We start from the raw sequence: 21,152 nt of genomic DNA on the forward strand, positions 1-21,152 counted from the left end.
AAATTAATTACTTTTGCAAAAATTTTTAGAAATGAAAAGAGCGCTAACCTACACCATTGCAGGAACTTTAATCAGTTTTTTAATTAACCATTTTTTACTAGAAAGTGGCGGTTTCTGGTTAGAACTTTTTTACGGTTTCGCGTTTGGATTAGCATGGGGAATGGCCTATTATCTGGACAATCCTAATTTGCATTTATCTAAAAAACTAGGAATTTCTTTTGGGGTGATGCTCGTTTTAGTAATTATAGGCAGTCTCATTTTTGATTTTGAAAAGGCATTACCCTCAGTTTTTAAATTTTCTATAGTGTTTGTAGGCTATTATTTATTGGCAAGCTTTAGACAAAACAAGTCACTAAAATAATGAAAAACAGAATTTTACACTAAAAAAAGCCTCTATTTTTGTAGAAAATTTTTCAATTCCAAAAAAAAACCATACCTTTGCACACCTTTTTAAGGGAAAATTATGTTTAATCGTAAACGATAATAAGTGAATACATTAAGTTACAAAACCGTATCGGCTAACAAAGCTACCGCAAAAAAAGAATGGGTTGTGGTAGATGCAGCTGGGCAACCGTTAGGAAGATTAGCTTCTAAAGTTGCGAAGATTTTGAGAGGTAAGCACAAGACGAATTACACTCCACACGTAGATTGTGGTGATAATGTAATCGTTTTGAATGCAGAACAAGTTGCTTTATCTGGCAACAAGTGGGCAGACAAAGAATACATTTGGCATACTGGTTATCCAGGTGGTCAAAAATCGTTAACTGCTGAAGAAGTGCACAAAAAAAACAACTGTAAATTGGTAGAAAAATCTGTAAAAGGTATGTTACCAAAAAACAGATTGGGTAGTGTGATTTACAAAAACTTGTATGTATATGCAGGTGGTGAGCACAAGCACGAAGCACAGCAACCAAAAGTTATTAACCTTAACGAAATTAAATAATTATGTCTATAGTTCACAAGATTGGAAGAAGAAAAACTTCTGTAGCTAGAGTTTATGTGAAACCAGGCACTGGTAACATCACAGTAAACGGAAGAGACGCAAAAGAATACTTCAATACGGAGATGTTGGTTTATAAAGTAAATCAACCATTCTTATTAACTGAAACTGTAGGACAGTACGATGTTACTGTAAACGTTTTCGGTGGTGGAATTACTGGTCAGGCAGAAGCAATCAGACTAGGAGTTTCTAGAGCATTATGCGCTATCAACGAAGAAAACAGATTGGCTCTTAAGCCGGCTGGTTTGCTTACAAGAGACGCAAGAATGGTAGAAAGAAAGAAACCAGGACAGAAAAAAGCAAGAAAGAGATTCCAATTCTCAAAACGTTAATCTTTTTTCTCGGTTTATTTACAAATTATTACAAAAAATTGCCCGTTATGTTTAGCATCCAAATTTATCTCCCATCTAAAGATAAATTGATTGCATAAAAAGCGGAACGTAAACTAACAAAAAATTAAAAAAATGGCAAAAGCTCAAGTTAAAGACTTATTAGAAGCTGGTGTACACTTCGGTCACATGACTAGAAAGTGGAACCCTAATATGGCTCCATACATTTTTATGGAGAAAAACGGTATTCACATTATCGACTTACATAAAACTGCAGTAAAATTAGATGAAGCTTGTAACGCTTTAGAAAAAATTACTTCAGCAGGTAAAAAAGTTCTTTTCGTAGCTACTAAGAAACAAGCGAAAGAAGTTGTTGCAAAACACGCATCTGAACTTAATATGCCTTACATTACTGAAAGATGGCCAGGTGGTATGCTTACTAACTTTGTAACCATCAGAAAAGCTGTAAAGAAAATGAACTCTATTGATAAAATGAAGAAAGATGGTACTTTCGAAACTTTATCTAAAAAAGAGAGATTGCAAGTAGACAGACAGAGAGCTAACCTAGAGAAGAACTTAGGTTCTATCGCTGACATGGTGAGACTTCCTTCTGCTGTATTTGTAGTAGATATCCTTAGAGAACACATTGCTGTTACTGAAGCTAAAAAATTAGGAATTCCTGTTTTTGGTATCGTAGATACTAACTCAGATCCTAGAAAAGTAGATTTCGTAATCCCAGGAAATGATGATGCTTCTAAATCTATCGATATGATTCTTTCTGTAGTTTCTGAAGCAATCAAAGAAGGTCAATCTCAAAGAAAAGCAGATAAAGAAAAATCTAAAGAAGAAGGAGAAAAAGTAACTGCTGACGCAGACAAAGATTTCGACGCTGAATAATTTTTCTAAATCATAAATAATAAAAAGCCTTTCAAAATTATTTTGAAAGGCTTTTTTATGTAATAAAATTAAATATTAAATACCTATTAATTGTCGTTTTTTCTAGTCAATGCTACTAGAATATTTTTATTCAAATCTTTTTGAGCTTCATACTTCAACTCACAGAGATTGCCTTTTAAGGTATAAATTCCTTTTTCTACCATGATGGCATTTTGTCCTTTAGCAGGTACAGGAATATTGTACACTGTTTTTCCTTCAATTTTCAAAACCATATTACAATGAGAGTTGTTTTTTACTAAAAGCAAACTCAACTGATCATTTTCGTCACTTTTTAGCATTTCATTCAGAACCTCAGTAGTGATTGGTTTCTTAGAATTCTCATTGTTATTTGAACTCATTAAAAGATCAAAAGCATCTTGGTCTTCTTTTGAAACTTTAAATTTCTTAATATCTACAGTTTCTATAGTAGATTGTTCATTATTGGCAATGTAACTTACCGCTTGTGCTGCGGTTACCTTATTTTCTTTCGAGGGTAAATCTCCGACATCTGCCTTTAGTTGTCCAAAAACAGGTAGAGTGATTAATCCCAGTAATAGAATAGTTATTTTCTTCATATTTACTTTTCTTTTACTTTATTTCAATTTAAACTTTATGTAAGTAATTGTTTTACCTTTTGACGAAAACAATTCTTCGTAATAAGTCTTTATTTCTCTTAAGTAAAGGGTGTCTGGTTCATACTCTGGCGCTCCATATATATCATGATGAGCAGTAAGAATTTCATAGCCAAGACCTTGTAGTAACCCTAAGGTATAACCATGCAAAAATTCTGAATCAGTTTTAAGATGTACAATTGCAGATGATTTTAAAATATTTTTGTAACGATTAAGAAAATCAGGATGGGTAAGCCTATGTTTACCTCTTCTGTACTTAATCTGTGGATCTGGAAAAGTAATCCAAATTTCATCCACTTCATTTTCGGCGAAAAAACAGTCTATTAATTCTATCTGAGTTCTCAGGAAAGCTACATTGCCTAGATTATTATTGATGGCATCTTTGGCCCCAAACCAAAATCTTGCTCCTTTGATATCTACCCCTATAAAATTTTTATCAGGAAAAGCCTTTGCCATTCCTACTGTGTATTCACCTTTGCCACAACCTAACTCTAGAACTATTGGATGATCATTCTTGAAGATTTTTTCTCTCCATTTCCCTTTTAGTTCAAAATTATTTAATGCTTCTTCTCTTGTAGGTTGTATAACATTTGGTAGTAATTTGTTCTCTGCAAACCTTGCTATCTTATTTTTTCCCACTTACTTCGTTTAAAATTGGGAAACAAATATAGAATAAAATTTAAAACAAATCATAAAAAAATGTTAAAATAAGACAAATCTCATATTTATAATGAATTATACTTAGAAAAAAGCATTAAAATTATTTTTTAGGTAATACATCTTGTAAATGAGACGAACGAAGTCTTTTTTGATAAATTGGGATATATTTTTCGATAGAAACCTTCACTGCTTCATAATTAGAACTTTCTATATAAGTCAATAGATTATCAGAAGTGTAAACAAATTGTAAAAAATTGTCAATCAAATCTACTGGAATTTTAAGCCTCACAAAATAATCTTCTCCTAAATAAGCTTTTGTATTATTAATAGCATACTGCATTTTTTCATACTGATATAGGCGCTGCTTTTTCTTTCGATCGCCAGAAACCACATCATACAAACTCTCTAGACTTATACTGAATCCGCCATTCGCCAAGTCAGCAACTGGAGCTATAGGAGGTGTACCATCTCCTTTTGGGGCTGGCAAACCAATAATTTTAGCTACTTCTATACTCGATTTTTTTGAATCTAAAGACCTTACATCCTTTTTTAGATTACCTGTTGGCTTAAATCTATTGAGAACCACTTCCTGAATTTCCTTGTAAGCCACTTCTAGTTCTATAAGATTTCTAGTATTATCAATAATTTCTTGGGTCATTTTCACATCTTTCCTCTCAGAAACAATAGAAGTAAATCTTATTATATCTCCTATTTTTGCAGGTATTCTAAATTCACCATTATAATTGGTAAGATAGGTTTTTTGTTCATTAAGATTAGTCACATAGATTTGGTTAAGATAAAATGAGGATTTGTCCCTCATAAAAACCGTTCCTGAAAATGACTGCGCGCTGATGTTTACTATAAAAAGTAAGCAAAAAATTGAAATGATTCTCTTCATAATGATGCAGCAAAAATACTCAGATTTTCAATGCAAAAGCGACACAAGAACTAAAATTGTAGTTAAACTTCTATTAAACTTTCAGATTAAAATGTTAAGAAAAGTTAGAAACCGCCGTCTAATAAACAACTTATAAAAATTATCCGTCATTTTTTAACCAATTTTAAAGTGATTCTATCATAAAAACTCATAAAAAAGTTAAGTCTAGTTAAATTTATAAATACTGTGAATTTTAAAAATAAATTTGCTAAAAATCACTAGCCAATGAACAAACTTCTATCTCTTGTATTTTTTATTCTATCTTTTAAATTTTTTGGTCAAGAAACCCTCTCTGGCAAAGTAGTAACAGAACAATCTACAGAATTAAGTAGCGTTTTGGTTGTAAACATTACAACAGATGATAAAACCTATACCAACTCAGAAGGAAATTTTAAAATCCTTGCAAAAAAAGGAGACGAAATCCGTTTTTTAAAAGAAAAATATGACCGAGCATCTATTTCTGTTTTTTATGTAGATTTTCAAAAAAAATTAAAAATTATATTAACCAAAACCCCAATAGAAATAAAAGAAGTACAGATAAAACCCAGACTTACTGGCAACTTAAACAAAGATTCTAAATCATTAAATAAAAGAAATAGAAACCAAGAGCTGCAAAATGCAATCGGGCTTCCTCCACCGCCAGAAAAACCAAGAGAAAAACCAGCTGAAGTCGCCAGAGACATTTTACTTCCTATCATCACAGGTAACCTAAACATACAAGCTATCTATGACGTAGCTTCTGGTAAAGCAAAAAGACAAAAAAGATTATACAAATACCAAGATTTACAAGAAAATATAGTTTGGGTAAGACAAAAAATAGAGGACGAATATTTTATTAACCTGGGCATTCCTAAAGAAGATATCAACAGTTTTATTGAATATTCATTTGCTAAAAATCCATTTGCATTGCGCTATGCAAAGGCAGAAAACGTTTCAGGATTTCTCTTACAAATAGAAGAACCCGCCATTAGCTTTGTAAAAATTCTTCAACAAAAAAAATAATAACCCTACGATATGAAACAACTTTTAATTTTCTTTTTCCTTTCCACTTTCACCAATTTATATTCTCAAGAATACATTTTCGGGAAGGTGACTTCTGAACAAAACACCGAAATGGCAGGCGTTTTGGTCATTAACATAAAAACAGACGAAGAAACATACACCAATAAAGACGGGAATTTTATGATTGCTGCCAAAAGCAATGACCTTTTGAGATTTGTAAAACAAAAATTCGATAGAGTTTCTTACACTATAAAACCTGAAGATTTTCAGAAAGCAATTACTATCAGCATGCAAAAATCTACTATTGAAATAGAAGAAGTAGAAATAAAAACAAAATTGACAGGAAACCTTGCAAAAGACTCGAAAGCTCTTAATAAAAGTGCAAAAACGCTAACTCTAAACCAAGAAATGGATTCTTACATGAGAATGAAACCAGAGAAACCATTTCCTACGCTTAGAACTCCGTCAGCTTTCGAAAAACCTAATGTTAATGCGGCGCAAGTAGACATTATAAAAGCTATAGGATTTATTACAAAACTAATTAAAGGAAATAAAAAACCAGAATTTAATCCTAATCAAAACACTATTAAAGGATTTTCAATGAGAGTTCGATATAATCTTACAGACCAATATTTTATAGAAATGGGATTAAAAATCGAAGAAATAGATGGTTTTCTGAAATATGCCGATAATAGATTTCAACTCACTAAAAATTATTACAACAACTTTAATTTGGCGAAGATTCAGCTTCAATTAGAAAGCGTTTTAGATGAATATAAAAAGAATCTAGTTTCATAAAAGTTAGCTCAGCCTAAAGGTTAAAAAAACAAATACCAATGAGAAAATTATTGCTTCTTACTTTCTTTTTAATTTTCACCAATTCCTATTCTCAGGAATATATTTTTGGGAAGGTTATTTCTGAACAAAATGCTCAAATAGCAGGCGTTTTAATCATCAATATAAATACAGATGAAAAAACATACACTAACAATGAAGGCAATTTTATGATTGCAGCCAAAAGCAACGACCTTTTGAGATTTGTGAAGCAAAAATTTGATAGAGTTTCTTATACCATAAAACCAGAAGATTTCCAAAAATCTCTCACCATCTATATGCAAAAATCTGCTATTGAAATAGAAGAAGTTGAACTAAAAAACAAATTGACGGGAAACCTTAAAGTTGACAATAATAAAGTTGAAAACAAGAAAAAATCTAAGCTAAATCTGGAAATAAGTAAAATGAATTTAGAAAATACAGATATTAGAATCCTTTTGCCTAATGCAGGAGAATTTAAACAACCAAAAGGCGAAGGCTTCTCTATAGGCGCTATAAAAGACAGATGGGATGTTGTAGATATTAACGAAGGTTATTTGTATATTTTAGGAGAAAGTTATTTTGTTGAGGAATTAGGACTCAAAAAAGACGAAGTAGCACCTTTCATAGGCTACGTAATGCAAAGTTTGAAATTAAAAAACATCAAAAAGAAAGGGTTTTTCTACAGTGAAGATATTGCAAAGTTTCAGGTATTGGCAGAAGAAAAAATCAAAACATTTAAAAAGTTAAAATAATCTTAAAAATGTTAACAAAATCTTAAAATCTGGCACGAGTTTTGAAATATTTATTTTACATAAATTTAATCATCTTTTAAAATTCAACCAAAAAACACCTCTCACAAAATGAACAAAAACATTATTGCCATTGCCATAGCATCACTAGGTTTCGTAATCGGACTTGGAATATTGGGCAATGCCATCAAAAACCGAAACAAATCTGAAAACACCATTTCAGTAACTGGTTTGGGAACTAAAAAATTTACCTCAGACCTCATCACTTGGAACGGAAGTTTTTCAAGAAACGATTTTGAACTTAAAACCGCTTATGATGAACTTCTAAATGATAGAAAAGTCATTGAAAATTATTTGATCTCTAAAGGAATTCCTAAAAACGAATTGGTTTTTTCTGCAGTAGATATTCAGAAACAATTTAATTATGTTTCAGATTCTAACGGCAGCAGCCATCAAACTTTTGCTGGTTATCAGCTCACACAATCTATTTCTTTGGAAAGCAAAGATGTCGCAAAAATTGAAAATTTATCTAGAAACATCACAGAAATCATCAATCTAGGAATTGTTTTTACGTCTTCTAAGCCTAATTATTTTTATACTAAACTAGCCGAAGTAAAACAAGAAATGATAGCCAATGCTACCAAAGATGCCAAGGAACGAGCCGAAAAAATTGCAGAAAACGCAGGCTCATCTCTTGGTAACCTAAAGAAAGCTACAATGGGCGTTATTCAAATTACCGCACCAAACTCGAATGAAGATTTTTCTTACGGAGGAACTTACAATACAGAATCTAAAGAAAAAGAAGCAAGCATAACCATAAAACTAGAATATGAGGTAGATTAATAACCTGATTTGGCGGACTATTGTTCGCCATTTTTTTGATACACTACTCCGTAAATGCTTTCTATATTTTGTCCCAAAGTCTCTGGCAAAAAATTGCTCATTAAAAATAAATGAAGTGAAGATTTTCCCTCACCATAAGAAGGCTGAGTATAATCTTTATCAATGATTTCAAAGCCATTTCTTTGATAAAAACCGACTCTTCTAGCCGCAATTTCAGACAAAAAATCTGGTTCAGTTTCTAGAATGAGTTTTTCAAATTTTTCTTTAAGAGCCTCTAGAATCTGCTCTCCAAATTTCTGATTTCTAAATTCTTCTAAAACCTCAAAATGCTCTAAAAAATAAAACCCATCAAGTTCCCAAATTACACAATAACCAATAGTTTCGTCTTCATTATTAATCAAGAAAACATAAGCATCAGGATTTTCTGCTAAATCTAAAAATTGCTCTTTGCTTCTCCTTTCGTTTTCGGGAAAAGTTTTTTCATATCGGCTAAAAATTTTAGAAACTTTTTTGCGCGTTTGCAATTCTTCAAACCAAAGCATTTTTATTTACGATTTACAATTTTTTATTTACGATTTTTTGATTTTTAATTTCTTGAAAAAAACACCTACAAGTCAAAAACATTGGGTCTTCTGGTGATAAAAATATCTTTTACCCAAAGTGTAAATGCCATCCCCAAATAAATTAAGAAAAAAACACCTGCGGTTGCAAACGTAGAATAAATGAAAAAAACACGTAACTTAGAAACAGGAATTCCTAGTCTGCTCCCAAATCTAGTAAGCGTTCCAAACCATTCGTGCTCTACTCTATGTCTTAAATCTGTGATAAATTTGGGTTCTCTCATTATTTCAGTTTTTCATTATTTTGATGTCTATCAAAATCTCTTTCGGTTTTTACTTTCATCTTTTTATCAAAAGCGGCTTGTAAATCTACGCCAGTTTGGTTTGCCAAGCACAAAGTTACAAATAAAACATCTGCCAACTCTTCTCCTAAATCCTTGGATTTATCAGACTCTTTTTCGCTTTGTTCACCATATCTTCTGGCAATAATTCTTGCTACTTCTCCTACTTCTTCAGTCAGCATCGCCATATTCGTTAATTCATTAAAATAACGAACACCAATGGTTTTGATCCATTCATCTACTTGTTTTTGAAGATTTGTGATTTCCATTATATTTGAGTTACGAATCTTTATTAATTCTATTTTCTAAACTTTCTATTTTTGTGTTAAGTTTTTTAATTTCTTCTTTCAATTCTTCTAAACTATTAGAGTTTTTTCCTGCCACTTCTGTATAATTTGCAATTCTTTTAAAAAAGAATCTTATTCCAAAATAAATTGCAATTATAATTATTATGCCTAGAAAACCTTCAATTCTTTCTAAAGTCCCTTCCATAGTAGTCAAATATAAATTTTATTTTTTATAATAATGATTACATCACATATTACCAGTCAACCATAATTATTGATACGCTCCAATAGTAGGGCTGGTAGTTCTATTTACTTTTACAATATCTAGCGGAACCAAAGCTGCTGTAGAAACCTTTCCTTTTCCTTTGGCTGGCGAATCTGCTTTTACTCTTAAATTCAGTTTTTGTGTGAAATAATTTTCAAATTTTGGTTCTTGATTCTGAAGAGAATTCACCACAGATGGATTTCCATCAAAATTAAACCCTGCATTTTGAGAAGAATATTTCAATAGAGAATTTTCTATTAGGTAAGTAAAAGTTTGTCCAGAAATAGGCTTCAACTGCATGGCTGTACTTTTATCAGAATAAACGATAGAATTTTTTAGATTAAAATTTAAAGCTCCTAATTCTGTACTTGCACCATTTATAAATTCATTAGTTGCATAAATTCCGAAACCAGGCAACGCTCCGTTTAAGTTCCAATAGTTAGCAATCGTAGAATGTAAAATGTTATAATTTCCACCTTTGAAAATCCCAATACAAGCTTGTCCGCAATTGTTCATTACTAAATTTTCAGCATTTACAGTGGCTTGAACTCCCATAATCCCGAATTCTTGATTGGTATGAATTATCGTATTTTTGAGAGTAGCAGAAGCTTGATTAAGGTAAAGCGCATTAGTTCCTCCGAAAATTTTAGTATAATTAAGTTGAGCTGTCGCTCCTTGTTCTAGTTGAATTCCACCCCAGTTTTTAGGTAATGTATCATATCTTGCATCATTTCTGTCACCTCGGAAGATGATTTCTTTTCCTAAATTTCCATTGGCTACCAGTTGAGCATTTTTCCCAATTTTCAGATTGGCATCTCTATGAAAATACACTTTAGTACCTTCTGAAAGTGTGAGAGTTTTACCGTCTGCTACTTTTAAATCGCCATAAATAATTTTGGCTTTATTGCTATTCCAAACGGTATTTTGATTGATAATCTGAGGATTAGTAGAAGTAGAAACATAAAATTCTGCATCTTGAACCACAGAAAGCAAAGTAAAATGTTGATTTGCGGCAGGAGTTTCTATTTGCACTCTGTCTTCTGCAATAGCTTCTGTAGCATTAGCTTGAGGAGCTATTTCTACAAAAACATACAAACTGTCTTTCTTACGAAGCGGAACATTGGTAAATTCAGTCCCAGGTTTTCCATCTACATTAATTCTGTAAGGAGATGCAGCACCTCCTTCTAAATAAATTCTAGGTATGCTGATGTCTTTATTTTCGGTATTGTATATTTTTACAGCATAAGTTTCGCTTCTTACTTGGTTATAAACGGTATCAAGAACCAAAGTATCTTGGGAAAATCTCAATTTTTGAGAAGGTGCATCAAAATTAATATCATCTCTATTACAAGAAATTACAAATAGAGCTAGCCAAAAGCTAAAAAAAAGTAGGTATTTAGTCTTCATTGATGAATAAAAATAAGCGTAAAGTTAATGAAAAAACCTGAACTCTCTTTAAAAACGAAAAACAAGCCAATTTCTTTCGTAAAAATGTTTAAAATGCTATTTGTCAATTCAAAAAATATTCCTATTTTTGCAGTCTAAAATTTAAGAATAATAAAAGCAGTGCCATTACACGCTAGTATTATCATTAACAATTAAAAAGAAAACAAAGATATGAAATCAGGAATCCACCCAGAAAATTATAGATTAGTTGTATTCAAGGATATGAGTAATGACGAAGTATTCCTTTGCAAATCTACTGCTGAGACTAAAGACACCATCGAATTCGAAGGTACAGAATATCCATTAATCAAAATGGAAATCTCTTCTACTTCTCACCCGTTCTATACAGGTAAAGTAAAATTAGTAGATACTGCAGGTAGAGTAGATAAATTTATGAATAAATATAAAAAATTCGCTAAGTAATTTAGTAGATTTTTCATAATAAATAAAAGTCCTTCAAAATTTTGAAGGACTTTTTTTGTATTTTTGTAAAACACATATAAGAAAAACATAATATCAATAAAACTTTTATCAAAAAAAATAAAGTTATTATTGAAAACTCTAAACACGAAAAACTCTATGCAACTTATATTCTCTGATGCTCAATATTGGGGAGAATTTCTTCCGTTGACTTACACCAGACCTGTAGCAGAACTAAGAGCAGGCGTACTTACTTTCTCAGAAAGATGGCAAAAACTCCTAAATTCTAATGAAGTATCTTACATCACAGAAAATTATCTTCAAAAGAAATATAAATCTTACGAAAAGACAGAAAGCTTGCTCATTACTCCTAACTTTTTACCGTCTGATGGAGTTTTAGAACAAATAAAAAATCTACAATTAGGCGAAGCCCTCATCTATGAAAACGAAGTTTTAGCCGCAAGATTAGATATGAACGATTTTTCTCTTTCGAAAATTGAGAAAATGACAGACATCACCGAAGAATTAGTTTTCTTCAAAAAACATACGGATCTATTTTCTAAAAATGAACAAGCTATAAATTTTGATTTTGCGTTATTAAGCAAAGGAAAAACTTCAGCTCCTCTGTCTGAAACCAATGGATTTCTGGGAAAAAAAGAAGACCTTTTTATAGAAGAAGGTGCCAGTATAGAATTTTCTACACTCAACACCAAAACCGGAAAAATCTACATCGGTAAAAATGCAGAAATAATGGAAGGTAGCAATGTACGCGGACCGCTTGCCCTCTGCGAAAGTGCTAAAATAAATATGGGTTCTAAAGTATATGGCCCTACCACCATTGGCCCTCAATGTAAAATAGGTGGCGAGGTAAATAACTGTGTACTTTTCGGCTACTCTAGTAAAGCCCACGAAGGATTTATAGGAAATTCGGTAATGGGCGAATGGTGTAATCTGGGTGCTGACACCAATTCTTCTAACCTTAAAAACAATTATGCTGAAGTAAAACTTTGGAATTACAATACTCATAAATTTGAAAAAACTGGACTTCAGTTCTGCGGAATGATTATGGGAGACCACTCTAAAGCAGCCATTAACACCCAATTTAACACAGGAACGGTAGTGGGAGTTGGCGCTAATATTTTTAAAACTGGTTTTGCCCCAAATGTCATAGAACATTTTTCTTGGGGCGGGCATAAAGGAGACGAAAAATTTAATCTGCAAAAAGTCTATGAGGTTGCTGAAAAAGCAATGGCAAGAAGAAATATACTTCTTTCTGAAGAAGATAAAGAGATTTTAGAATGGATTTATAATTTGTAAAACATCAAAAATCCTCAATAACAATAGGAGTTTCAACCAAAAGTTGAAACTTTTTTCATTTCCGATGTAATATTTTCCCGAACTTCGTTGTCTTACCTACAGAAGCTAACCTATGAACCAAGAAACATTTAAAAATACAGTCTTTGTACTGAAAGATGAGATGTATCGTTTTGCAAAACGATTCTTGGTAAGTAGTGACGAAGCCCAAGATTTGGTACAAGACCTGATGATGAAGTTTTGGCAAAAAAAAGATGAACTGGCTGGTCTTAATGTAAAATCTTACGCTTTGAAATGTGTGAAAAATGAGTGCCTCAACAAGTTGAAACACGAAACGGTGAAACAGAATTTTGCAGATTTCCATATCCATCGGAGCGAACTATATAAGATAGAAGTCAATAATCTGAAGGAAAAAATTATTCATTTTATTAATGAACTTCCGGAAAAGCAAAAAATGGTCATTCACCTAAAAGATGTAGAAGAATATGAGGTCTCGGAAATTTCGGAAGTTTTACAAATGGAGGAAAATGCAGTAAGAGTAAATCTGATGCGAGCCAGACAAAAAGTAAAAGAACAAATTACACAATTAATGAACTATGAACAAAGACAAATTTCAAGATAAGTACAATGAAATCTTCCAAGAAATAAAGGAAGAAAAAATGGACTGGAATTTCGAAGATTTCTTAGCACAAACCAAGGAAAAACCTGAAGGTGCTAAAATAGTTCCATTGCAAAAAAAGTCTAGCAAACAATGGCTCTATATTGCTGCAAGTTTAGTATTAATCACTGGCTTCGGAATTGTTCTAAAAAATTATTTCTTTGAAAGCACTACAGTGAAACCTACTGAAATTGCCCAAAAAGACAACTCAGAAAATACCGATAATCTGATTATTGCCCAAACTACCTCGGTAAAATCTGATGATAGCAACTTCCCTACCACTAGAACTGTAAACACCGAACCTATCAAAAGAAAAAAATCAAAATATAAAAAATCTGTACAGTATTTGGCAAAAAATTCTATGAAAAATCATGACAATAGCGCTAAAGGTGATAATGAAAACATAGAATATAACCCCAACTTCGTAATCATCAATGGTAAACCGGTAGCCACAGAAGACGAAGCTATAAAATACACTAAAAATGCAATTGATATGCTTGGCGGAAACATAAATACCGCCTTAGAAAAAGCAGAACCCGTGAAACTTTTAACTGTTAATTTTTAAAACAACTACTTATAAAATCGTCTACGATTACATAAGACCTTTAACAAAATAAACAACTACTTATGAAAAAGATATTATTTATATTCATTTTGATGTTCAGCACTCTCAATATTTTTGGACAAAGTGATAAACTGAACCAACTATTTGACCAGTATCAAGACACAGAAGGTGTGACCTCAATCAAAATTGCAAAACCTATGTTTAGACTTCTAGGAAATCTAAGTATTGAAGATGAAGATTTGAAAAAAATTAAACCGCTCATCAATAAAGTAAATGCTCTGAAAATTTTAGTAGTAGAAAAGCCAGAAAAGGGAAACAATGACTCTATCAAAGCTTATAATAATTTCCAAAAAGTACAATCATCTATGCTTTCTGCTCTTAAAAACTTAAACTACGAAGAGCTGATGACCGTAAACAGCAAAGACAATAAAATAAAATTTTTAGCTGCCAATACTTCTTCTGATATTCTAGATAATCTTTTATTGACCATCAACGGAGAAGACAGCAATGTACTGATGATGCTCGACGGAAAAATCTCTATGAATGACGTTTCTAATCTGGTAAATGATGTGCAAGAAAAAACTCAGAAACCAGCTCCTACAAATGATAATATTTCATCTATCAGAAGTGTAGAAGCTTTCCACGGGGTAGATATTTCGGCTGGTGTAATTGTAGATTTTACCCAAGGAAATGATAGAAAAGTAGAAGTAATTGCAGATGCAGACAAAATGCAATATGTAAAAACAAAAGTTGAAAACGGAATTTTGAAAGTTTCTATCGACAGAAGCTCTAATAAAAATTTGAAATTCAAGAAACTTTTAATCAATATTCAAAATCCTAAATTAGATGACCTCTATGTAAGTTCAGGCTCTATTTTTAAAACTAAAAACAAAGTTTCAGACGAAAAACTGAATGCCCAAATCAACTCTGGAGCTATTGTAACCGCAGATTTTGATTATAATGAAATGACCATTCAAGCTAATTCTGGTTCGGTACTTACATTAGATATTAATGCTAAAATGTTAGATTTTTCTGGAAATTCAGGGATGATTATTAACGCCAAAGGAAATGCAGAAAACGCCTCGTTCAAATTAGGAAGTGGAGCTAGTTGTAATGCTCAAAATTTAATTTCGAAAAATGTAAAAGTAGACGTAAACTCTGGTGCTATTGCAAAGGTAAATGTTAGTTCTACTTTAGATGTCAACGCAAGTTCTGGTGCTATCGTTCAATACAAAGGAAATCCAGAAGTGACTTCTAATGTGAAAAAAAGCAGTGGTGCTATCATCAAAAAAATTGACTAATCTATAAAATGACAAAAAAATGAAACTAAAATATTTACTTTTACTACCTATTTTATTCTTTTTACAATCTTGTTTCGTGAGCGAAAAATCTCTTTATAACGAAGAAACAAAAGGAAATGCCACTATTACCAAAGTAAACGTACCCATGTTTTTGGTAAAACCTTACATCAAAAAAGCACTGCGAGAAGACGGAGAATCTGAACAGGTAATCAACTTGATTAGAAAAATAAGAAAAGTAAAAGTCTATACCGTAGAAAATGCAACAGAAAAAATGGCAACTCAATTTTCTAGACAATCATTCGGGAGTAATTTACAAGAATTAGTAAGTGTTAATAGCAAAGACTCTAAATTGAAAATCATGTCTGCCATTACCAATTCTGATACTGTAATCAAGGATTTACTCATAACCGTAAAAGATGAAAAAGACTTGGTTTATGTAAAAGTTTTAGGGAGATTCTCGATGGATGATATTGCCAAAATTGCTGAACTTTCAGAAAAAAATAAAGATTCTGTAGCCAACAATAATTAAGAAAGTAAAACTGCTCTATTGGGCAGTTTTTTTAATACAAAAAATGAAAAACTTTAATTCTTTTTCCTTTTCTAAAAACATTTACAATATATAGATCATTAAACTTATCATCTGGGATATCTTTGTAAAAATTAACTTTACAAATTTCATTAAGCAACAATGGATTGGTATTAGAATGTCCCGAAATAATACTTTTAGACTGATTAAAAACCAATTCGGTTTTTACAAAATCCGAAATTTTAGAAGGATTATAGATTTTAACTTCTAATTTTTTATCCGAAACCAAATATTCTAAAGTCTCTCTGGTTCTGAAAAAATCTGTGCTGTACGCGTGATCTATTTTAGCGTTTTTTAATAATTCTGCTAAGTTTATCGCACGATTTTTCCCGGCTTCAGAAAGATGCGGATTTTTACCACTGTTTTCTTTTTCACCGTGTCTTACAATGATAAAAACTGTCGCTTGTTTTTTTATAAACTTTTCAATCTTTTGATTAGTTAGATTCCCTACAAAAACAGTATCAACTTTCATTTCTTGAGAATAACAAAAATGAAAGCCCAAAACCCAAAAAAGACAAAGAAAATATTTTAATAACAAATTTTTCATACCATTAATTTTATCACAAATCTAAAATAAAAAATCAATATTTTAATACGACATGTTTTGTCGCATTAGTATGATATCTTTGTCGTTGTAAAAAAGAATGTGGAAAAGTTCTTTTAAACAAAACCAAAATTAATTAGTATTTTTGATAAAATTTAAGAAAAAAATGAGCAGTTCAGACGATAAGAAAAAAGCACTAGCACTAGTGCTAGAAAAAATGGACAAAACCTACGGAAAAGGTACCGTAATGAAAATGGGAGATAGCGCCGTAGAAGAGGTAGAAGTAATCCCAAGTGGTTCTCTTGGTTTAGACATCGCACTAGGTGTTGGCGGTTATCCCAAAGGTAGAGTTATCGAAATCTATGGACCAGAATCTTCTGGTAAAACCACCCTTACCATGCACGCTATTGCAGAATCACAAAAAGCAGGCGGAATTGCTGCTTTTATAGATGCAGAACACGCTTTCGATGCTGGATATGCCAAAAAATTAGGAATTGATGTAGAAAATTTAATTATTTCTCAACCTGACAATGGCGAACAAGCATTAGAAATTGCAGATAATTTAATCCGCTCTGGAGCTATTGATATCGTTGTGGTAGATTCTGTTGCTGCTCTTACTCCAAAAGCAGAAATTGAAGGCGAAATGGGAGACTCTAAAATGGGTTTACACGCAAGACTGATGTCTCAAGCGTTGAGAAAATTAACTGCTACCATTTCTAGAACCAAATGTACAGTGATTTTCATTAACCAATTAAGAGAAAAAATTGGGGTAATGTTCGGAAACCCTGAAACTACGACTGGTGGAAATGCACTGAAATTCTACGCATCAGTAAGAATTGACATCAGAAGAAGTGGCTCTCCGATTAAAGTAGGTGAAGATGCTGTAGGAAACCGAGTGAAAGTGAAAATTGTGAAAAACAAAGTTGCACCTCCATTCAAACAAACAGAATTTGACATTATGTACGGAGAAGGAATTTCTAAAGTGGGTGAAATTCTAGATTTAGGGGTAGAATATGACATTGTTAAAAAATCTGGCTCTTGGTTCAGCTATGGTGATACAAAACTAGGACAAGGTAGAGATGCAGTAAAAGAACTTTTAAAAGACAACCCTGAACTTTTAGAAGAACTGGCTGAGAAAATAAAAACGGCTATTCAAGAAAAGAAATAATTTTTTAATTATGGGTGGCTGCGAAGCTATCGCTGTAAACTTTTCAAAATTTTAGAACGCGCCTTATGGCGCGTTCCTACGTTTATAAATTAATTTCTTCTAAAGGATTCCAAAAAATTTTCTTGAAATTCTGAATCTTATTTCCTTTTACTTCTACTCCTTCTTTGGCTAATTTTTCTGTAAACTTTGGAATGCAACCTTCCGCAGAAATAACTCCCGAAGAATTACAAACTCTGTGGGCAGGAAAATCTTCGTCATAATTGCGCAGAGCATTTCCTACATGTCGAGAATGATTTGGGAAACCAACTGCCTTCGCAATCGCTCCATAACTAGTGACTCTACCTTTTGGAATCATTCTGATGATTTCAAAAACTTGCTGTTTGAAGGTTTCATTCATATACGTAAAGTTATACTTTTTTTAGAAATTTTTGAGGATTTCTTTGGCGCGAGCGAAGCGAGCGTCGATTGTTTTCAAAGTTATGAAATCTTCAAAACAAAAACCGAAAAGTTAACTCTAGCCCTGATTGGAGCATTTGTTTGAGCTCTTTTTATTTTTTGAAAAAAAATAAAAAAGCGAGTGCGGAAAGCAGGACAGAACGTGAAAAGAAGCTCTACTCTTCTTGCTCCTAAAACTACCCCGACTTCGCCCTGCAAAATCACCAAAGATTGCTTCGTTCTTCGCAATGACAAAAAAAACGCCCAAAATCATTTGAGCGTTTGTATAACTTCTGACTTTCGTCTGTATCCTTAAGAATTTTCTAAAATATATTTAAACATCAATGGTGCACAAATGGTAGCATCACTTTCTACGATGTATTTCGGCGTGGTGATATCTAGCTTGCCCCAAGTAATTTTTTCGTTCGGAACTGCCCCAGAATATGAACCATAAGAAGTGGTAGAATCTGAAATCTGACAGAAATAACTCCAGAATGGGATGTCGTGCATTTCCATATCTTGGTACAACATTGGCACTACACAAATTGGGAAATCTCCTGCAATACCCCCACCAATTTGGAAGAAACCTACACCTTTTCCGCTGCAATTTTTCGGGTACCAATCTGCCAAAAACATCATATATTCTATTCCAGATTTCATGGTAGAAGCTTGCAAATCTCCCTTTATACAGTAGCTTGCAAAGATATTACCCATGGTAGAATCTTCCCATCCTGGTACTACAATTGGCAAATTCTTTTCGGCCGCAGCAATCATCCAAGAATTTTCTCTTGGGATTTCATAATACTGTTCTAAAACTCCCGAAAGTATCATTTTATACATATATTCGTGCGGAAAATATCTTTCTCCTTTAGAATCTGCATCTTTCCAAATTTCATAGATGTGTTTTTGCAACCTACGGAAAGCTTCTTCTTCTGGGATACAAGTATCCGTCACTCTATTGAGACCTCTTTCTAGCAATGCCCACTCTTCTTGCGGTGTCAAATCTCTGTAATGAGGTACTCTTTCGTAGTGAGAATGCGCCACCAAATTCATTAAATCTTCCTCTAAATTGGCACCTGTACAAGAAATAATATCTACTTTGTCTTCACGAATCATATCTGCCAAAATTTTTCCCATTTCTGCGGTTGACATCGCTCCAGCCAAAGTAATCATCATTTTCCCACCATCTTTTAAGTGTGCTACATAACCTTTGGCAGCATCTACCAAAGCAGCAGCATTAAAATGCAAATAATATTTTTCTATAAATTCGGTAATCGGTTTATTGCTCATTTTTATAAGAATTTTTGCAAAGATAAGACTTTTGCAGGAAGTGAGAAGATGCAATACATAAGTTTTTAGAAGCAAGACATTTGTACTTATTTTTCAACTAATGTCCCGCTTTCACTACTCGCTTTTTAAGAAATTTTCGCCAAACCATTCCTCTAAAAAAATTTCTAAAAAGAGCTCAAACAGACCGTTCAATCGGGGCTAGAAATCACTTTTCGTTATTCTTTTCACTCTTTTAACTACCCCGTCAAAATTTTCTGTGAAAATTTCGACACCCCTTCAAAGAAGAGGAATTTTTAGGAGCGTTCTCAACTTTGAAAACAGTCGACGCTCGCTTCGCTCGCGCCATTTCCCCATACTAATCCAAAGAATTGATTAAAACATAATATCTAAATGCCAAAACTCCTTTTTGTAATTTCGTGAGTTTCGTTGGATCAAGATGGCTGTATTTTGGGAGAAATTTTTTATTGAACCGGTTAACAATTTTGAAGACTGATTTTTTCATATTTTAATATTTGAATTTTCTATTTTCTTTCTTCTCAGAGAGTTTCTTTTTACTTTCCAAACGTTTTTCTACTTTGGCTTTACTGGGTTTAGTTGCGATTCTTTTCTTAGGAACAATCAGAGATTTATTCACCAATTCCTGAATTTTCTCTGTAGCAATTTTCTTATTTTGGAGTTGAGTTCTACTTTCAGAAACTGTAGTTTGAAGAATTCCTTCTGCATTAATTTTGTTTTTAAGTTTAAACAAAATTCTTTCTTTTTCACTTTCTGCAAAAACCGTAGAATCTTCTACCTTCCATAGTACAGTTACGGAAGTTTCTACTTTGTTTACGTTTTGTCCGCCACTTCCGCTACTTCTGGAAGTCTTGTAAGAAAGTTCGTGCTCAAAATTTTTCATAATTTATACAAATCGGTTCCCCTCTTTCAGAAGGGTGTCTAAATCTATGATTTAGACGGGGTGTCAAAAAATATTTTAAGAATTTCTTTCCTTAAAACTTTACCATTTTCTGCTCTCGGAAATTTCTCTAAAAATAATACTTCTTTCGGAATGTGAAACCTATTTTCAAATTTGAGATTTGAGATTTGAGATTTGAGATTTCCATCTTCACTTCCTTCAATCACCAAAACCAATTTTTCACCTAAAGTTTCATCTGGTTTTCCTAGGAAAACTAAATCTCTATCGACATGTTTTTTAACAAAACATTCTAATTCTTCAGCAAAGATTTTCACTCCTCCAGAATTAATCACATTGTCAAATCTTCCTAAAAATTTGAATTGCTTTTCATTCAATAGCTCTACAATATCGTTGGTTTGTAGAATTTCTGGATTGAGTTTTGGTGCAAAAATTCTCAAACAATTTCTTTCATCTACAGAAATTTCAACATCATTTAAAATGGTAAAATATTCTTTCTGAATTGGTGAGATTTGTTTCAAAGCAATATGAGAAAGTGTTTCGCTCATTCCGTAAGTCTCGAAAATTCTAGTGGGAGAACTGGAGAATTGGAGAGTAGTAGAGATTTCACTTTTCAACTTTTCTGAAACGGCAGCTCCACCAATAATTAAGTTTTTAATTAAATGAATTTTATCTAAAGAATTTTGAACTTGCAAAGGCGTCATCGCACAAAACTCTACTTTTTTAATTATTTCTGGAGCTGAACTTGGCTCAGAAATGATGATTTTCAGTTTTCTTTCGATGGCTCTTACCAACATCATTTTTCCTGAAATGTACTGAACGGGCAAACAAAGGAATGCAGAATCTCCTTCTTTTAATCCTAAAAAATCGCAAGTCATTTTTGCTGAATTAAGCATTCTCTTTTTTTCAATTTCAAACGTTTTTGGAATTCCAGTAGAACCAGAAGTTTGGACGGAAACGGTTTCAGAACCTGAAAACCATTCTTGCAAAAACTCCAGAACTTTTCTTTCAAATTCTGTTTTGGGTTGGACATTTTCTATATTAAAATTTTTGAAGTCGATTTGCATTTTCTCTCGCTGATTTTACTGATAGAGCAGATTTATGTGATATAAATTCTATAATTACTAATCGTGTAAAGTTAACGATTTTTTGCGT

The 21,152-nt window shown here is 32.4% G+C and carries 28 protein-coding genes; 15 read left to right on the forward strand and 13 right to left on the reverse strand.

Going from position 1 to position 21,152, the window contains the following annotated elements; genetic code table 11:
• The first annotated feature begins 31 nt into the window (after positions 1-31).
• The 4 genes from IEW40_RS11645 (at position 32) to rpsB (ending at position 2,226) form a co-directional block, all read left to right on the forward strand.
• Positions 32-361, forward strand: a complete 330-nt coding sequence (locus IEW40_RS11645; RefSeq protein ID WP_188618274.1) for a hypothetical protein — start codon at positions 32-34, stop codon at positions 359-361.
• 126 nt (positions 362-487) lie between these two features.
• Positions 488-943, forward strand: coding sequence for a 50S ribosomal protein L13 (gene rplM / locus IEW40_RS11650; RefSeq protein WP_188618275.1), 456 nt, complete (start codon positions 488-490; stop codon positions 941-943).
• A gap of 2 nt (positions 944-945) precedes the next feature.
• Complete coding sequence (rpsI, locus tag IEW40_RS11655) at positions 946-1,332, forward strand: 30S ribosomal protein S9 (RefSeq protein WP_188618276.1); 387 nt, start codon at positions 946-948, stop codon at positions 1,330-1,332.
• 132 nt (positions 1,333-1,464) lie between these two features.
• A complete protein-coding gene (rpsB, locus tag IEW40_RS11660; protein ID WP_188618277.1) occupies positions 1,465-2,226 on the forward strand; it encodes a 30S ribosomal protein S2 in 762 nt (253 codons plus the stop codon).
• Positions 2,227-2,312: 86 nt separating this feature from the next.
• On the opposite strand, the gene IEW40_RS11665 is transcribed toward rpsB, so the two are convergent.
• From IEW40_RS11665 to IEW40_RS11675, 3 genes are all read right to left on the reverse strand, one after another.
• Complete coding sequence (locus IEW40_RS11665; RefSeq protein ID WP_188618278.1) at positions 2,313-2,840, reverse strand: DUF6759 domain-containing protein; 528 nt, start codon at positions 2,838-2,840, stop codon at positions 2,313-2,315.
• Between the two features lie 18 nt (positions 2,841-2,858).
• Positions 2,859-3,536: a tRNA (guanosine(46)-N7)-methyltransferase TrmB gene (gene trmB, locus IEW40_RS11670; RefSeq protein ID WP_188618279.1), complete on the reverse strand. Its 678-nt coding sequence runs from the start codon at positions 3,534-3,536 to the stop codon at positions 2,859-2,861.
• A 121-nt stretch (positions 3,537-3,657) separates the two neighbouring features.
• A complete protein-coding gene (locus IEW40_RS11675; RefSeq protein ID WP_229663440.1) occupies positions 3,658-4,377 on the reverse strand; it encodes a hypothetical protein in 720 nt (239 codons plus the stop codon).
• A gap of 342 nt (positions 4,378-4,719) precedes the next feature.
• Between IEW40_RS11675 and IEW40_RS11680 the strand changes: the two genes are divergently transcribed.
• The 4 genes from IEW40_RS11680 to IEW40_RS11695 all read left to right on the forward strand — a co-directional run bounded on the left by IEW40_RS11680 (position 4,720) and on the right by IEW40_RS11695 (position 7,904).
• A complete protein-coding gene (locus tag IEW40_RS11680; RefSeq protein ID WP_188618281.1) occupies positions 4,720-5,496 on the forward strand; it encodes a carboxypeptidase regulatory-like domain-containing protein in 777 nt (258 codons plus the stop codon).
• Between the two features lie 12 nt (positions 5,497-5,508).
• Positions 5,509-6,294: a peptidase associated/transthyretin-like domain-containing protein gene (locus IEW40_RS11685; RefSeq protein ID WP_188618282.1), complete on the forward strand. Its 786-nt coding sequence runs from the start codon at positions 5,509-5,511 to the stop codon at positions 6,292-6,294.
• Between the two features lie 38 nt (positions 6,295-6,332).
• A complete protein-coding gene (locus IEW40_RS11690) occupies positions 6,333-7,064 on the forward strand; it encodes a carboxypeptidase-like regulatory domain-containing protein (protein WP_188618283.1) in 732 nt (243 codons plus the stop codon).
• A gap of 108 nt (positions 7,065-7,172) precedes the next feature.
• The gene (locus IEW40_RS11695; protein ID WP_188618284.1) at positions 7,173-7,904 is read left to right on the forward strand and encodes an SIMPL domain-containing protein; all 732 of its coding nucleotides are present in this window, start codon (positions 7,173-7,175) and stop codon (positions 7,902-7,904) included.
• A 17-nt stretch (positions 7,905-7,921) separates the two neighbouring features.
• Here the strand turns inward: IEW40_RS11695 and IEW40_RS11700 are convergent, their stop codons facing one another.
• From IEW40_RS11700 to IEW40_RS11720, 5 genes are all read right to left on the reverse strand, one after another.
• Entirely contained in the window at positions 7,922-8,446 is a 525-nt protein-coding gene (locus tag IEW40_RS11700; RefSeq protein WP_188618285.1) for a GNAT family N-acetyltransferase, read from the reverse strand.
• A 65-nt stretch (positions 8,447-8,511) separates the two neighbouring features.
• On the reverse strand, positions 8,512-8,748 hold the full coding sequence (locus IEW40_RS11705) for a PspC family transcriptional regulator (RefSeq protein ID WP_188618286.1): 237 nt from the start codon (positions 8,746-8,748) through the stop codon (positions 8,512-8,514).
• Positions 8,748-9,074 (reverse strand): nucleotide pyrophosphohydrolase, encoded by a 327-nt coding sequence (locus tag IEW40_RS11710; RefSeq protein WP_188618287.1) that lies wholly within the window; start codon positions 9,072-9,074, stop codon positions 8,748-8,750. The genes IEW40_RS11705 and IEW40_RS11710 overlap by 1 nt, the downstream gene beginning before the upstream one ends.
• Positions 9,075-9,084: 10 nt before the next feature.
• Positions 9,085-9,297 (reverse strand): hypothetical protein, encoded by a 213-nt coding sequence (locus IEW40_RS11715; protein WP_229663441.1) that lies wholly within the window; start codon positions 9,295-9,297, stop codon positions 9,085-9,087.
• 66 nt (positions 9,298-9,363) lie between these two features.
• Positions 9,364-10,764, reverse strand: a complete 1,401-nt coding sequence (locus IEW40_RS11720) for a hypothetical protein (protein ID WP_188618289.1) — start codon at positions 10,762-10,764, stop codon at positions 9,364-9,366.
• Positions 10,765-10,974: 210 nt separating this feature from the next.
• On the opposite strand from IEW40_RS11720, the gene IEW40_RS11725 reads away from it, so the two are divergent.
• From IEW40_RS11725 to IEW40_RS11750, 6 genes are all read left to right on the forward strand, one after another.
• Positions 10,975-11,226: a type B 50S ribosomal protein L31 gene (locus IEW40_RS11725; RefSeq protein WP_188618290.1), complete on the forward strand. Its 252-nt coding sequence runs from the start codon at positions 10,975-10,977 to the stop codon at positions 11,224-11,226.
• Between the two features lie 156 nt (positions 11,227-11,382).
• Positions 11,383-12,540, forward strand: coding sequence for a GlmU family protein (locus IEW40_RS11730; protein WP_188618291.1), 1,158 nt, complete (start codon positions 11,383-11,385; stop codon positions 12,538-12,540).
• Between the two features lie 112 nt (positions 12,541-12,652).
• On the forward strand, positions 12,653-13,159 hold the full coding sequence (locus IEW40_RS11735; protein WP_188618292.1) for a GFO_1088 family ECF-type sigma factor: 507 nt from the start codon (positions 12,653-12,655) through the stop codon (positions 13,157-13,159).
• Complete coding sequence (locus tag IEW40_RS11740) at positions 13,134-13,760, forward strand: hypothetical protein (protein ID WP_188618293.1); 627 nt, start codon at positions 13,134-13,136, stop codon at positions 13,758-13,760. Before IEW40_RS11735 ends, IEW40_RS11740 begins: the two co-directional genes overlap by 26 nt.
• Before the next feature lie 62 nt (positions 13,761-13,822).
• Positions 13,823-15,061 (forward strand): DUF4252 domain-containing protein, encoded by a 1,239-nt coding sequence (locus tag IEW40_RS11745; protein ID WP_188618294.1) that lies wholly within the window; start codon positions 13,823-13,825, stop codon positions 15,059-15,061.
• A 19-nt stretch (positions 15,062-15,080) separates the two neighbouring features.
• Entirely contained in the window at positions 15,081-15,590 is a 510-nt protein-coding gene (locus IEW40_RS11750) for a DUF4252 domain-containing protein (protein WP_188618295.1), read from the forward strand.
• 31 nt (positions 15,591-15,621) lie between these two features.
• On the opposite strand, the gene IEW40_RS11755 is transcribed toward IEW40_RS11750, so the two are convergent.
• Positions 15,622-16,119: a phosphoglycerate mutase family protein gene (locus IEW40_RS11755; protein ID WP_229663442.1), complete on the reverse strand. Its 498-nt coding sequence runs from the start codon at positions 16,117-16,119 to the stop codon at positions 15,622-15,624.
• A gap of 238 nt (positions 16,120-16,357) precedes the next feature.
• Here IEW40_RS11755 and recA point away from each other — a divergent pair, with 238 nt between their 5' ends.
• On the forward strand, positions 16,358-17,359 hold the full coding sequence (gene recA / locus IEW40_RS11760) for a recombinase RecA (protein WP_188618297.1): 1,002 nt from the start codon (positions 16,358-16,360) through the stop codon (positions 17,357-17,359).
• Positions 17,360-17,441: 82 nt separating this feature from the next.
• Here recA and IEW40_RS11765 read toward each other — a convergent pair whose 3' ends face one another.
• The 4 genes from IEW40_RS11765 to IEW40_RS11780 form a co-directional block, all read right to left on the reverse strand.
• A complete protein-coding gene (locus tag IEW40_RS11765) occupies positions 17,442-17,756 on the reverse strand; it encodes an MGMT family protein (RefSeq protein WP_188618298.1) in 315 nt (104 codons plus the stop codon).
• A 350-nt stretch (positions 17,757-18,106) separates the two neighbouring features.
• Positions 18,107-19,084, reverse strand: a complete 978-nt coding sequence (locus IEW40_RS11770; protein ID WP_188618299.1) for a deoxyhypusine synthase family protein — start codon at positions 19,082-19,084, stop codon at positions 18,107-18,109.
• 505 nt (positions 19,085-19,589) lie between these two features.
• On the reverse strand, positions 19,590-19,982 hold the full coding sequence (gene arfB / locus IEW40_RS11775; protein ID WP_188618300.1) for an alternative ribosome rescue aminoacyl-tRNA hydrolase ArfB: 393 nt from the start codon (positions 19,980-19,982) through the stop codon (positions 19,590-19,592).
• Positions 19,983-20,026: 44 nt separating this feature from the next.
• Complete coding sequence (locus IEW40_RS11780) at positions 20,027-21,064, reverse strand: AMP-binding protein (protein ID WP_188618301.1); 1,038 nt, start codon at positions 21,062-21,064, stop codon at positions 20,027-20,029.
• Positions 21,065-21,152: the final 88 nt, after the last annotated feature.

Source organism: Cloacibacterium rupense (assembly GCF_014645495.1).
Lineage (GTDB): Bacteria > Bacteroidota > Bacteroidia > Flavobacteriales > Weeksellaceae > Cloacibacterium > Cloacibacterium rupense.

Coding starts and splice junctions, on each gene's coding strand:
- IEW40_RS11695 (WP_188618284.1), top strand. CDS start 7,173: ATGAACAAAAACATTATTGCCATTGCCATAGCATCACTAGGTTTCGTA.
- IEW40_RS11735 (WP_188618292.1), top strand. CDS start 12,653: ATGAACCAAGAAACATTTAAAAATACAGTCTTTGTACTGAAAGATGAG.
- IEW40_RS11645 (WP_188618274.1), top strand. CDS start 32: ATGAAAAGAGCGCTAACCTACACCATTGCAGGAACTTTAATCAGTTTT.
- IEW40_RS11745 (WP_188618294.1), top strand. CDS start 13,823: ATGAAAAAGATATTATTTATATTCATTTTGATGTTCAGCACTCTCAAT.
- arfB (WP_188618300.1), bottom strand. CDS start 19,982: ATGAAAAATTTTGAGCACGAACTTTCTTACAAGACTTCCAGAAGTAGC.
- IEW40_RS11720 (WP_188618289.1), bottom strand. CDS start 10,764: ATGAAGACTAAATACCTACTTTTTTTTAGCTTTTGGCTAGCTCTATTT.
- rpsB (WP_188618277.1), top strand. CDS start 1,465: ATGGCAAAAGCTCAAGTTAAAGACTTATTAGAAGCTGGTGTACACTTC.
- IEW40_RS11665 (WP_188618278.1), bottom strand. CDS start 2,840: ATGAAGAAAATAACTATTCTATTACTGGGATTAATCACTCTACCTGTT.
- IEW40_RS11755 (WP_229663442.1), bottom strand. CDS start 16,119: ATGAAAGTTGATACTGTTTTTGTAGGGAATCTAACTAATCAAAAGATT.
- IEW40_RS11725 (WP_188618290.1), top strand. CDS start 10,975: ATGAAATCAGGAATCCACCCAGAAAATTATAGATTAGTTGTATTCAAG.
- IEW40_RS11690 (WP_188618283.1), top strand. CDS start 6,333: ATGAGAAAATTATTGCTTCTTACTTTCTTTTTAATTTTCACCAATTCC.
- IEW40_RS11710 (WP_188618287.1), bottom strand. CDS start 9,074: ATGGAAATCACAAATCTTCAAAAACAAGTAGATGAATGGATCAAAACC.
- IEW40_RS11685 (WP_188618282.1), top strand. CDS start 5,509: ATGAAACAACTTTTAATTTTCTTTTTCCTTTCCACTTTCACCAATTTA.
- IEW40_RS11680 (WP_188618281.1), top strand. CDS start 4,720: ATGAACAAACTTCTATCTCTTGTATTTTTTATTCTATCTTTTAAATTT.
- IEW40_RS11765 (WP_188618298.1), bottom strand. CDS start 17,756: ATGAATGAAACCTTCAAACAGCAAGTTTTTGAAATCATCAGAATGATT.
- IEW40_RS11705 (WP_188618286.1), bottom strand. CDS start 8,748: ATGAGAGAACCCAAATTTATCACAGATTTAAGACATAGAGTAGAGCAC.
- IEW40_RS11780 (WP_188618301.1), bottom strand. CDS start 21,064: ATGCAAATCGACTTCAAAAATTTTAATATAGAAAATGTCCAACCCAAA.
- IEW40_RS11715 (WP_229663441.1), bottom strand. CDS start 9,297: ATGGAAGGGACTTTAGAAAGAATTGAAGGTTTTCTAGGCATAATAATT.
- rpsI (WP_188618276.1), top strand. CDS start 946: ATGTCTATAGTTCACAAGATTGGAAGAAGAAAAACTTCTGTAGCTAGA.
- IEW40_RS11770 (WP_188618299.1), bottom strand. CDS start 19,084: ATGAGCAATAAACCGATTACCGAATTTATAGAAAAATATTATTTGCAT.
- IEW40_RS11700 (WP_188618285.1), bottom strand. CDS start 8,446: ATGCTTTGGTTTGAAGAATTGCAAACGCGCAAAAAAGTTTCTAAAATT.
- IEW40_RS11750 (WP_188618295.1), top strand. CDS start 15,081: ATGAAACTAAAATATTTACTTTTACTACCTATTTTATTCTTTTTACAA.
- IEW40_RS11675 (WP_229663440.1), bottom strand. CDS start 4,377: ATGAGGGACAAATCCTCATTTTATCTTAACCAAATCTATGTGACTAAT.
- IEW40_RS11730 (WP_188618291.1), top strand. CDS start 11,383: ATGCAACTTATATTCTCTGATGCTCAATATTGGGGAGAATTTCTTCCG.
- recA (WP_188618297.1), top strand. CDS start 16,358: ATGAGCAGTTCAGACGATAAGAAAAAAGCACTAGCACTAGTGCTAGAA.
- IEW40_RS11740 (WP_188618293.1), top strand. CDS start 13,134: ATGAACAAAGACAAATTTCAAGATAAGTACAATGAAATCTTCCAAGAA.